9 protein-coding genes are annotated in these 11,372 nt (G+C 74.0%); 8 read left to right on the top strand and 1 reads right to left on the bottom strand.

The genetic code is table 11. From position 1 onward, the window contains the following. Positions 1-38 precede the first annotated feature (38 nt). The 7 genes from ACFYYW_RS18230 to ACFYYW_RS18200 all read left to right on the top strand — a co-directional run bounded on the left by ACFYYW_RS18230 (position 39) and on the right by ACFYYW_RS18200 (position 8,632). Positions 39-590: a cupin domain-containing protein gene (locus ACFYYW_RS18230; RefSeq protein ID WP_352330765.1), complete on the top strand. Its 552-nt coding sequence runs from the start codon at positions 39-41 to the stop codon at positions 588-590. 27 nt (positions 591-617) lie between these two features. Beyond that, positions 618-3,860 (top strand): NACHT domain-containing protein, encoded by a 3,243-nt coding sequence (locus tag ACFYYW_RS18225; RefSeq protein WP_387650092.1) that lies wholly within the window; start codon positions 618-620, stop codon positions 3,858-3,860. A gap of 235 nt (positions 3,861-4,095) precedes the next feature. Next, positions 4,096-5,022, top strand: coding sequence for a hypothetical protein (locus ACFYYW_RS18220; protein ID WP_352330538.1), 927 nt, complete (start codon positions 4,096-4,098; stop codon positions 5,020-5,022). 78 nt (positions 5,023-5,100) lie between these two features. Further along, on the top strand, positions 5,101-5,700 hold the full coding sequence (locus tag ACFYYW_RS18215; protein ID WP_387650091.1) for a hypothetical protein: 600 nt from the start codon (positions 5,101-5,103) through the stop codon (positions 5,698-5,700). 59 nt (positions 5,701-5,759) lie between these two features. Further along, on the top strand, positions 5,760-6,023 hold the full coding sequence (locus tag ACFYYW_RS18210) for a DUF1876 domain-containing protein (RefSeq protein ID WP_352324885.1): 264 nt from the start codon (positions 5,760-5,762) through the stop codon (positions 6,021-6,023). An 82-nt stretch (positions 6,024-6,105) separates the two neighbouring features. Beyond that, positions 6,106-6,996: an aminoglycoside phosphotransferase family protein gene (locus ACFYYW_RS18205; protein WP_387650090.1), complete on the top strand. Its 891-nt coding sequence runs from the start codon at positions 6,106-6,108 to the stop codon at positions 6,994-6,996. 124 nt (positions 6,997-7,120) lie between these two features. After that, positions 7,121-8,632 carry an aldehyde dehydrogenase family protein gene (locus tag ACFYYW_RS18200; protein ID WP_364414147.1) on the top strand — a complete coding sequence of 504 codons (1,512 nt, stop codon included), beginning with the start codon at positions 7,121-7,123 and terminating at the stop codon, positions 8,630-8,632. 52 nt (positions 8,633-8,684) lie between these two features. On the opposite strand, the gene glnII is transcribed toward ACFYYW_RS18200, so the two are convergent. Next, positions 8,685-9,704, bottom strand: coding sequence for a glutamine synthetase (glnII, locus tag ACFYYW_RS18195; RefSeq protein WP_387650088.1), 1,020 nt, complete (start codon positions 9,702-9,704; stop codon positions 8,685-8,687). A 206-nt stretch (positions 9,705-9,910) separates the two neighbouring features. Here glnII and ACFYYW_RS18190 point away from each other — a divergent pair, with 206 nt between their 5' ends. Next, positions 9,911-11,365 (top strand): LLM class flavin-dependent oxidoreductase, encoded by a 1,455-nt coding sequence (locus ACFYYW_RS18190; protein ID WP_387650087.1) that lies wholly within the window; start codon positions 9,911-9,913, stop codon positions 11,363-11,365. Positions 11,366-11,372: the final 7 nt, after the last annotated feature.

Raw genomic sequence — 11,372 nt, 5'->3', positions numbered from 1 at the left:
GGTCCGCGCGCGTCCCGGGGCCTCGTAAGATCGGCCATGTGGAGCTGAGGATCTATCCCGACGGCGCGCCCACCGAGGTCGCCGACGAGGCCGCCGCCCTGGCGCTGGCCGCCGCGCTCGACGGCCAGGCCGTCCTCGACGGCACCCGTTTCCTGCGGCGCGACGTCACCGGCGCGCCCGTCGCCTTCGTCGAGCGCCCGCCCGTGGCCGCCGCGCTCGACCTGCTCCCCCATCCGGAGGGCGGCTGGTACCGCGAGACCTGGCGCTCGCCCGTCACCGTCCGGCCCGACGGCTACCCGGGGCCGCGCGCGAGCGCCACCGGCATCTACTTCCTGCTCCAGCCGGGCGAAGAGTCCGTCCCGCACGTCGTCAGGTCGGACGAGGTGTGGTTGTGGCACCGGGGCGGCCCGCTGAGCCTGACCGTGGGAGACCGCGACGTCGTCCTCGGGCCGCTGGTCGAGCGGGGGCAGGTGCCGCAGGCGGTCGTGCCCGGCGGCGTGTGGCAGTCCGCGCGCCCGGCCGGGGACGAGGCGGTGCTGGTGAGCTGCGTCGTGTCGCCGGGGTTCGACTTCGCCGATTTCACCGCGTGATCGTAAAGATCGTCTTATAGAGAAGGCATGCCGGGCATCGAGGCGGCCCTGACCGCCGCTGGGAAGAGCGTCGCGGAGCGCGCCATGCGCGAATGGCTGGCCGTCCGGGCCGCGCGCAAGGACCGGACGAGTGAGCTGAAGGACCTGGTCCAGAGCGGCTTTCGCGACCGGCTGGCGCCCCGGAAGATCGACAACCAGCTCCAGGGCATCGCGCTGGCCGTCGAGGGCCGGCTGTCACGGCTCATCGAGCAGGAGTTCCGCGGGCTGGACGAGTCCGCGCGGGCCGCCGTCCTGCTGGAGACCGTGGCCGCGCTGCGCGCCGCCGACCTGTCGGACGAGGCGCTGTTCGAGTCCGACGCCGACCCGGCCAAGCTCGCCGAGCGCATCCTGGCCGCCCTCCCGGAACCGCGCCTCGGGGAGGCCGAGGACCGCCTGTACGCCGTCCTGCTCGCCGAGTCCGTCGACTGCCTGGTCGGCCTGATGCGGCAGCTCCCCCAGTACGTGCCGCGCGCCGCCACCGAGACGCTGGGCAGGCTGAGCGGCCTGGCCGAGGGCGTGGAACGGCTGCTCGCCAGGATGCCGCAGCGCACCCTGGAGGCCCCGGAGGGCACCCAGGACGACGCCGCGTTCGAACGCCTCTACCTCGGTTTCGCCAGCCGCACCCTCGACGAGGTCGAGCTGTTCGGCGTCCGGGTGGAGACCTACCGCCCGCGCACGTCGCTGAGCATGGCCTACATCAGCCTCAACGTCTCCTCCGGCGAGCGCGGGCCGCGCGCGCCGGAGCGACTGTCGATCGCCGCGCTCACCGGCGGGCATCCCGCCGAGCGCGGCGCCGAGCGCATCGAGTCGGCGCTCGGCCGCGCCCGGCTCACGCTGCTGCGCGGCGACGCCGGTTCGGGCAAGAGCACGTTGCTGCGCTGGCTCGCGGTGACCGCCGCGCGCGGCGGCTTCTCGGGCGACCTGGCCGCCTGGAACGGCTGCGTGCCGCTGATGATCAAGCTGAGGAGCCATTCGTCGGGACGGCTGCCCGCGCCCGCCGCCTTCCTCGACGACGTCGCGCGGGAGGTCGCCGGGCGCATGCCGCGCGGCTGGGTGGAGCGCGTGCTGGACGCCGGCCGCGGCCTGCTGCTGGTCGACGGGGTGGACGAGCTGCTCGTCCGGCACCGGCCGGCCGTGCGGGAGTGGTTGTCGCGGCTGCTGGCGGCCTATCCGGGGCTGCGGGTCGTGGTGACCTCGCGTCCGACCGCCGCCGACGCCCGCTGGCTGGCCGACGAGGGGTTCGCGGCGTCGACGCTGGAGCCGATGACGCCCGACGACCAGCGGGAGCTGATCCGCCAGTGGCACGTCGCGATGCGCGACTGCCCGAGCCTGCCGTGCGAGCCGGGCGAGCTGGAGGGCTACGAGGTCGCCCTGCTGGCCCGCATGGAGTCCAATCCGCACCTGGGCGTGGTCGCCTCGACCCCGCTGCTGGCCGCCATGTTGTGCGCGCTCAACCTCGACCGCCGCACCCAGCTCCCGCGCAGCCGGATGGGCTTCTACGACGCCGTGCTGAGCCTGCTGCTGGAACGCCGCGACGCCGAGCGGCGGATCGACGACGACGTGTCCCTCGACCCCGACCAGAAGGTGTGGATCCTGCGCGACCTGGCCTGGCGGCTGGTGTCGATGGGCCGTTCCGAGCTGTCGAAGGCGACCGCGCTGCGCCGCGTCGAGCAGAAGCTCGCCTCGATGACCCGCGTCTCGCACACCGCCTCCGACGTGCTGGAACACCTGCTGCGCAGGAGCGGCGTGCTGCGCGAGCCGGTGCCCGGCCGGATCGACTTCGCGCACCGGACCGTGCAGGAGTACCTGGCCGCCGGGCAGCTCGTGGAGGACGAGGACGTCGAGGCCGCGGTCGAGCGCGCCCACCTGGACCAGTGGCGCGAGGTCGTGGTGATGGCCGCCGGGCACGCGAACGGCCGGCTGCGCGGTGAGCTGCTGGGCGGCCTGCTGGACCGGGCCGACCAGGGCGGCAAGCACGCCCGCCGACTGCGGCTGCTGGTGGCCGCGTGCCTGGAGACCGTCCAGGAGATCCCGGCGGGGCTGCGCGACCGGGTCGAGGCGTGCCTGGCGGAGGTGATCCCGCCGCGTACGGAAGAGGAGGCGACCCTGCTGGCGGCGGCGGGCGAGGAGATCCTGCGCCGCCTGCCCCGCGACCTGACGGCCCTGCCGGTGCGGCGCGCGGCGTGGACGGTCCGCACGACGTTCCTGATCAACGGCCCGGAGGCCCTGGACCGCCTGGCCGGCTACGCCGCCGACCAGCGGTGGCAGGTACGGGAGCAGCTCCGCCAGGGCTGGGAGTACTTCGACGCCGACGTCTATGCCCGGCGCGTCCTGGCCGACATGGAGGACGTCACCTTCTCCAGCGCCCGCCATCTGCGCAGCGCCTGCCTGCTGAGGGCGGCGGACGTGCGCGTCACCGTGCCCACTCCCCTCGCCGACCTGCGGTTCCTCCGCGACCTGCCGCAGACGGAGTCGCTGAGCCTGCAGGACGCCCAGATCCGGTCCCTGGACGGGGTGGAGTCGCTGCCCCGGCTGACCCATCTCGGCCTGTTCTTCTACGACGAGCCGCGCGCCGTGGACGTGGCCCGCCTGGACGAGTCGCGACAGCTGCGCACCCTGCGGCTGTGGGGGGTCCGGCTCGACGATCCCTCCTTCCTCGACCGGCTGCCCCGCCTGAACGATCTCCTCATCGACCTGCTCGACGACGGCCGGGACTCCTGGCACGCGCCGCTCGCCCGGCAGGACGAGCTGGAGTCGCTGCACGTCAGGCGCGAGGGCCTGCCGCTGCCCGGCACGGTCCTGTCCGGGATGCGGCGGCTGCGGCAGTTGTGGCTGGACGGCGTCGCGGAGGCCGGCGCCTGCCTCGACGCCGCCGCCCGGACCTGCCCGGCCGTCACGGAGGTGTCCCTCGACGGGGTCGGCGGGCTCGACCTCGCGCCGCTCGACGGGTTCTCCCTGACCCGCCTGCGCCTGCGTCACTGCCCCGCCCTGACGGATCTCGGCCCGCTGCGCGGCCAGACGCGGCTCTCCTCCCTCACCCTGGCCCTGTGCCCCGGCGTGACCGACCTCTCGCCGCTCGCCGCGCTCCCTCAGCTCCGCAGCCTGAGCCTGTTCCTCATGCCCCACGACCTCGACGTGAGCCCGCTGGCCGGGATGCCGGGGCTCACCGTCCGGCTCGGGCACACGCAGCGGGTGGTCAACGGGGACGGCGTGCGGATCAGGAGGGTGTGACGTCCCGGCAGGGGTGGGCGGCGCCTTTTACTACCCGGCATTTCGTGCTAAACGTGGCAATATCCCGTTCGGAGTTCCCATCAACCGGCCATGGCCGGCCTGGCGCCCTGCCCTGATCAGCGTCCAGGCCGTCGTCACAGAACTTGCACGGCGTGTACACGTTCACCCCCCCGGGACGCCCGGCGTCCGCCCGTGCGCGGGCGCCGCGTCCCGCTGGACGAGAAGGGGAACCACCATGACCCTGCCCCTCGCCGCGACCCCCGCCGTCGACTCCGCCCCCGCCCGCCGCCGCGGACTCGTGCTGCTGCTCAGCGCCCTGGCGGGATTCCTGCTGACCGTGGTGTGGTCGGCCGAGTTCGTGGACCAGACGATCGGTTCGACGGTCGCCGACACGATGCTCGGCCGCGACGCCGACGCCACCCCCATCGCCGGGACGCTCTCCGGCATCGTGTTCGCCTTCGCCTCCGGCCTGGCGGGCTCGTTCACCGCCTGCAACATCGCCGCGCTCGGCGCGGTCGCGCCCCTGGTCGGGGCCAGGCCGTCGGTCGGCGCCCGGATCCGCGGCACGCTGCGCCCGCTCGGCTGGCTGGCGGCCGGCGCGCTGGCCGTGTCCGGCGCTTACGGTGTCGTGGTGGGGATCGTCGGCACCGCCATGCCGCAGTTCGCCACGGCCAGGCCCGCGCCGGGCACCCTGTCCCCCGGCCTGGTCCAGGCGATGGTCACGTTCGGGCTGATCGGGCTGGCCTTCCTCTACCTGGGCCTGGCCGCGCTCGGCTACCTGCCCGACCCGTTGGCCCGCCACCCGAGGGCCCGCATGGCCGTCATGGGCGCGCTGATCGGCGGCTTCCTGATCGGCCGCCCGTTCCCGCTGTTCCGCCAGCTCTTCCGGGACGCCGCCGAGAGCCACAACCCCCTGTACGGCGCGCTGGCGTTCATGCTGCAGTCGGCCGGCAACCTCGTCGTCATGTCGGTCCTGTTCGTGCTGCTCGCCCTGGCCACCGGGGGCCGCGCGCACCGCTGGCTGACCGCCACCCCGGCCCGCCTGGCCCTCATCACCGGCGCGGCGCTCGTCGTGGCCGGCGTCTTCACCCTTCTGTACTGGGACGTCCGGATCCTGGCCCGCCGCGACCTCATCTGGTACCCGACGGCGCCCTGGAGCTGACCGGCACGGCGGCTGCCCGCGGGCGGGCTACCGGCCGTTTCTGCGGGAAGGAGGAAAGGTGACCGTGGGAGGTGCGCGATGAGGGCCGTCATGAACGCCGCGCTGTTGCGGATCCGCAGGCACCGGCCGGACCGCAACCCGTTGCGCCGCCGCTCCGACCGGGTGGAGAGCGCCGTGCTGGCGGTGGCGGTGCTGCTCGTCCTGCTGAGCGTCTGGCCGGCCGTGCTGGCCGGCCGGGTCACCTACGAGGGCGGCCTGCGCGAGGCCCGCGTGGGCCCCGGCTTCCGGCAGCAGGTGACCGCGACGACGCTGCGGGAGCCGCGGCCCGTGCGGCCGTCGTTCGGCGAGGCGGCGACCACCATGGTCCCGGCGAGCTGGACCACCCCGGCGGGGGTGGCCAGGACCGGGCAGGTCCAGGTGCCGGCCGGCACGCGGGCGGGCCAGACCGTCCCCCTGTGGATCGACCGCGAGGGCGACCCCACCACGCCGCCGCCGAGCCGCACCGACGTGGTCCTGCGTGGCGTGGGCATGGCGGCGTTCGTCCAGGTGCTGGCCTTCCTGCTGGTGCTGGGGGCCGTCGCGGCGCTGCGCCGGCTGCTGGACCGGCGCAGGTACGCCGACTGGGACGCCGCCTGGATCCGCGCCAACGACCGGTGGCGACGCCCGCGCCGCCCGTAGCCGCGCCGTCCGGTTTACCGCCGTGTGTCCGGGCAGCCGTACGCGGGAGGAGGCGAGCCATGCAAGCCAAGGAGTGGACGGTCCGGATCAGTCTCGCCGAGGACGGCGACGACACCTCGGCGCGGGCGGTCCTGACCGTCCCGGACGGCACGCGGGTCGAGGGCTCGGGCCACGCCCGCCGCAACCCCGCCGACCCGTCCATGCCCGAGGTCGGGGACGAGCTGGCCGTCGCGCGGGCGCTGGCCGACCTGGCCGGACGGCTGTCCAGCGACGCCCGGCACGAGCTCGGCGACGGCGGCCCGGTGCCGACCAGGTCCTGGTGAGGGCGGCGAAAACGACTTGACGCGCCCGCCCCCGGTCCGCTGACATGGCCCCCGCGGATCGTACGGACCGAGGGGGACGCGCATGGGCGGCAGGATGCACGCGGACGAGGCCGACATCGACGAGGCCCTCGTCCGGCGGCTGCTGGCCGCGCAGTTCCCGCGGTGGGCCGATCTGCCGCTGCGCCGTTTCCCCTCCTCCGGCACCGTCAACGCGGTCTTCCGGCTCGGTGACGACCTGGCCGTCCGCCTGCCGCGCGTCAGGCAGGGCGCCGGCGACGTCGCCCGGGAGGGGCGGTGGTTGCCGCTGCTGGCCCCCGCGCTGCCCGTCCCGATCCCCTCGGTGCTCGGCCAGGGCCTGCCGGGTGAGGGTTTTCCCTGGCCGTGGTCGGTGTGCCGGTGGCTGGACGGCGACAATCCGGAGGCCGGGGCGCTTTCCGGCGGCGGGGAGGCGCTGGCCGCCGACCTGGCGGCGTTCGTCGCCGCACTGCGCGAGGTCGAGCCCGCCGGCGCGCCCGACGCCTACCGGGGCGGCCCGCTGTCCCGCCTGGACGAGGCCACCCGGGCCGCGATCGGCGAGCTCGACGGCATGATCGACACCGCCGCCGCCACGGCCGCCTGGAAGGAGGTGCTGAGCGCGCCCGAATGGCAGGGCGGGCCCGTCTGGGTGCACGCCGACCTGATGCCGGGCAACCTGCTGGTCCGCGACGGGCGGCTGAGCGGGGTCATCGACTGGGGCACGGCCGGCGCCGGCGACCCGGCCTGCGACCTGATCCCGGCCTGGAACCTGCTGCCGCCCGCCGGTCGCGAGGTCTTCCGGGCCGCGCTCGGCGCCGACGACGCCACCTGGGCGCGCGGCCGCGGCCGGGCCCTGTCCATGGCGCTGATCCAGCTCCCCTACTACAAGGACACCAACCCGGCCATGGCGGCCAACGCCCGCCACGTGATCCGCGAGGTCCTCGGCAGCCCGCGCTGAACCGCGCACTAACCGCACACCGAACCGCACGCTGACGGGTTTCTTGGGTTTTTTCCGGCGAGATGATTGTCTGTCCGGAGGAACTACGAGGAGGCCACCGGTGAGCCGTCAGATCGTGTCAATCGTGGGTGGGAAGGACACCACCGGCGAGAGCGTGTACGAGTCGACCAACCCCGCCCGCCCCGGCGAGGTCGTGGCCCGGGTCGGCCTGGCCGACGCCGCCGCGTTCGCCGCCGCCTGCCGCACCGCCAAGGAGGCCCAGCGCGAGTGGGCCAAGGTGCCGGCGCCGGTGCGCGGCCGGGTGATCGCCTCCATCGGGCGGCTGGTCGAGGCCAACGCCGAGAGCCTGGCCCGCCTGGTCACCCGGGAGATCGGCAAGCCGTACGCCGAGGCGCTGGGCGAGGTGCGGGAGATCGTCGACACCTGCGACTTCTTCCTGGGCGAGGGCCGCCGGCTCTACGGGCAGACCGTTCCGTCGGAGATGCCGGACAAGAACCTGTTCACCTTCCGCAACCCGGTCGGGGTCGCCGCGGTGATCACGGCGGGCAACTTCCCCGTGGCCGTGCCGTCCTGGTATCTCGTGCCCGCGCTGTTGTGCGGCAACGCCGTGGTGTGGAAGCCCGCCGAGTACGCCGCCGCCTCCGCCGAGGCCATGTACCGGCTGTTCGCCGCCTCGGGGCTGCCCGACGGGGTGCTCAACGTGGTCTTCGCCGACGGCGCGCAGACCTTCGCGGGGCTGGAGCTGGCCCTGGAGGAGGGCAGCGTGCACAAGGTCGGCTTCACCGGGTCGAGCGAGGTCGGCCGGAAGGTCGGCGAGCTGGCCGGGCGCCACCTGCAGTCGGCGTGCCTGGAGCTCGGCGGCAAGAACCCGATGGTGATCATGCCGGACGCCGACCTCGACCTGGCCGTCGAGGGCGCGCTGTTCTCCGGCTTCGGCACCGCCGGCCAGCGCTGCACCAGCCTGGGCACGGTCATCGTGCACGAGAGCGTGCACGACGAGTTCGTCGAGCGGTTCGCGCGGGCGACCGGCGCGGCCAGGATCGGCGACCCCGAGCAGGACGTGCTGGCCGGCCCGCTGCTCGACCAGAAGTTCGCCGACCGGTACGAGGAGTACCTGACCTGGATCCAGCCCCACCACCAGGTCGTCTCGGGCAGCACGGGCAGGATCACCAAGGACAACCCGCGCGGCGACTTCGACGGCGACGGCGGCCTCTACTACCACCCGGTCATCGTCGACGGCGTGCGGCCCGGCGACCGGCTGTTCCTGGAGGAGACGTTCGGCCCGATCGTCGGCGTGACCACCTTCACCACCCTGGACGAGGCCGTCGAGCTGGCCAACCGCCCCGGTTACGGCCTGTCGAGCTCGATCTACACGACCAGCCCCACGCACGCCTTCCGCTTCCGCGAGGGCATCTCGGCCGGCATGGTCAGCGTCAACAACTCCACCTCCGGCGCCGAGGCCCACCTGCCCTTCGGCGGCAACGGCAAGTCGGGCAACGGCAGCCGCCAGTCGGGCATGTGGGTGCTCGACCAGTTCACCCGCTGGCAGGCGATGAACTGGGACTTCTCGGGCCGGCTGCAGAAGGCCCAGATGGACGTGGCGGAGATCGTCCCGGATCTGGAGTTCCGGATCTGAGACGCAAGAAGCCGCCCCCGGCCGGGGGCGGCTTCTTCCGTGTGCGGGCGGATCAGACCTGGCCGGCCTTCTCCAGGGCCTCGCAGCAGGTGTTCACCAGCAGGCGGGTGACCACGTACGGGTCGACGTTGGCGTTCGGGCGGCGGTCCTCGATGTAGCCCTTCTTGTCCACCTCGACCTGCCACGGGATGCGCACGGACGCGCCGCGGTTGGACACGCCGTAGGTGTACTTGTTCCACGGGGCGGTCTCGTGGTGGCCGGTCAGGCGCAGCTCGATGTCGGCGCCGTACTGGGAGACGTGCTCCATGGGCTTGTCGCCCTCGCCGAGCGCCTCGCAGGCGGTGATGATGGCGTCGTAGCTCTCGCGCATCGCCTTGGTGGAGAAGTTGGTGTGCGCGCCGGCGCCGTTCCAGTCGCCGCGGGCGGGCTTGGCGTCGAGGGTGGCCTCGACGCCGAACTCCTCGGCCGTCCGGTAGAGCAGGTAGCGGGCGACCCACATGTGGTCGGAGACCTCGAGGGGGCCGGCCGGGCCGATCTGGAACTCCCACTGGCCGGGCATGACCTCGGCGTTGATGCCGGAGACGGCCAGGCCGGCCGCCAGGCAGCGGTCGAGGTGCAGCTCGACGATCTCGCGGCCGAACACGGCCTCGGCGCCCACGCCGCAGTAGTAGTGGCCCTGCGGGGCGGGGAAGCCGCCCTCGGGGAAGCCGAGCGGGCGGCTGCCCTTGAAGAAGGTGTACTCCTGCTCGATGCCGAACCAGGACTCCTGGTCGGCGTACCGCTCGGCGATCGGGCGCAGCAGGGCGCGGGTGTTGCTGGAGTGGGGCGTCCCGTCGATCTCCTCGACCTCGCACAGGACGAGCACGTTGTCGCCGCCGCGGATCGGGTCGGGGCAGGTGAACACCGGGCGGAGCACGCGGTCGGAGGCGTGGCCCTGGGCCTGGTTGGTGCTGGAGCCGTCGAAGCCCCAGACCGGAGGCTCGGCACCGTCAGCCAGGATCTTCGTCTTCGAGCGCAGCAGAGCCGTGGGCTCGGTGCCGTCGATCCAGATGTACTCAGCCTTGTAGCTCACGGTGGTCCTTTCGGGATTTCTCTCAGCCACGCCGAGTCTTATGGACGGCCATTTCCCGGTTTTTGCCCGAATGTGAACGCCGTGTTAATCGTGCCGCCACCCGTGCCGCTATTAGGGGGTAAATCCAATAAAGGCGGTTAGCTGGGGCGGGTCGGCCGTCCGGGGGACGGCGGCCGTACGACGATCGAGCCCGGGGGATGATGATCATGGAGGATGTCTGGTTCGGTGCGCTGCTCGCGCCCGAGGCGGCCGACGGCGAGCGGGTCCTGCGGCACGCCGAGCTCGCCGACCGGCTCGGCCTGGACCTGGTCGGCGTCCAGGACCACCCCTACCAGGCGGGTTTCCTGGACTCCTGGACCCTGCTGGCCGCCATCGCGCAGCGCACCGAGCGCGTCCGGCTGGTGCCCGACGTGGCCAACGTGCCGCTGCGCCCGCCCGCCGTGCTGGCCAGGGCCGCCGCCTCGCTGGACATCCTGAGCGGCGGCCGGGTGGAGCTGGGGGTCGGCGCGGGCGCGCTGTGGGACGCCATCGCCGCCATGGGCGGCCCCCGGCTCTCCCCCGGTGAGTCGATCGAGGCGCTGGCCGAGGCGATCACCGTCATCCGGGCGCTGTGGACCCCGGGCGACCCGGTGACCTTCTCCGGCGGCCATCACCGGCTGGCGGGCGCGCGGCCCGGCCCGTTCCCGCCGCACCCGATCGGGATCTGGATCGGGGCGACCAGGCGGCGCATGCTGGAGCTGACCGGCCGGACCGGCGACGGCTGGCTGACCTCGTCCTTCCACAGCCCGCCCGAGGCCGTGACCGCGCAGGCCAGGATCCTCGACGCGGCCGCCGCGGACGCCGGGCGCGACCCGGCGGCGATCCGCAAGGTCTACAACCTCGGCGGCAGCCTGTCGCCGCTGCCCGGCGCGGGCTTCCTCGACGGGCCCGCCGCCCTGTGGGCCGAGCAGCTCACGGAGCTGGTGTTCGAGGCCGGAATGAACGGGTTCGTGCTGGCCCCAGGGGTGGAGGCCGAGCGGGACCTGCGGGTGTTCGCCGAGGAGGTCGCGCCCGCCGTACGGGCGGCCGTGGCCAGGGAGCGCGGCCGGCCCGCGCCCGAGCCGGTCCGCCCGCAGGTGACGATCCCCGACCTGGACGAGGCCGGCCGGCCCAGGACGGCGGGCGGCGACCCCGCGTCCCTCACCCCCGACCAGGCCCGGCTGGGCCGCCGCCTGGTGGACGTGCACGACGGCTACCGCGCCCAGCTCCGCCAGGTCAGGGACGCGGTCGAGCAGGTCGCCGCCGAGACCGCGGCCCCGCACCAGGACGGCGACCGGCTCGCGCTGCGCCAGAACCACTGGACGCTCGGCGTGTTCTGCGCGACCTTCCGCCGCCTGCTGACCGTGCACCACGACGTCGAGCACGACAGCACCTTCCCCGCCCTCACCGAGCGCGACCCCGCCCTGGAGCCGGTGGTCAAGAAGCTGGAGCAGGAGCACGAGGTCATCGCCGAGCTGCTGGCCCGCCTGGACCGGGCGTGCGCGGAGATGATCGCCGACCCGGCCAGGATCGACCGGGTCCGGGCCGGCGTCGAACGGCTCTCGCAGGCCCTGGCCTCGCACTTCGCCTACGAGGAGGAGGAACTGGCCGAGCCGGTCGGCCGCCTGGAGATCGGCCTCTAGCCCGAGG

Source organism: Nonomuraea sp. NPDC001831 (genome assembly GCF_042892035.1).
Taxonomy (GTDB): domain Bacteria; phylum Actinomycetota; class Actinomycetes; order Streptosporangiales; family Streptosporangiaceae; genus Nonomuraea.
This window is presented reverse-complemented; position numbering and strand designations above follow the sequence as displayed.

Bases quoted from the DNA above. Each gene is read 5' to 3' on its own strand.
- ACFYYW_RS18225 (WP_387650092.1), top strand. From the start codon at position 618: ATGCCGGGCATCGAGGCGGCCCTGACCGCCGCTGGGAAGAGCGTCGCG.
- ACFYYW_RS18220 (WP_352330538.1), top strand. From the start codon at position 4,096: ATGACCCTGCCCCTCGCCGCGACCCCCGCCGTCGACTCCGCCCCCGCC.
- ACFYYW_RS18215 (WP_387650091.1), top strand. From the start codon at position 5,101: ATGAGGGCCGTCATGAACGCCGCGCTGTTGCGGATCCGCAGGCACCGG.
- ACFYYW_RS18210 (WP_352324885.1), top strand. From the start codon at position 5,760: ATGCAAGCCAAGGAGTGGACGGTCCGGATCAGTCTCGCCGAGGACGGC.
- ACFYYW_RS18205 (WP_387650090.1), top strand. From the start codon at position 6,106: ATGGGCGGCAGGATGCACGCGGACGAGGCCGACATCGACGAGGCCCTC.
- ACFYYW_RS18190 (WP_387650087.1), top strand. From the start codon at position 9,911: ATGGAGGATGTCTGGTTCGGTGCGCTGCTCGCGCCCGAGGCGGCCGAC.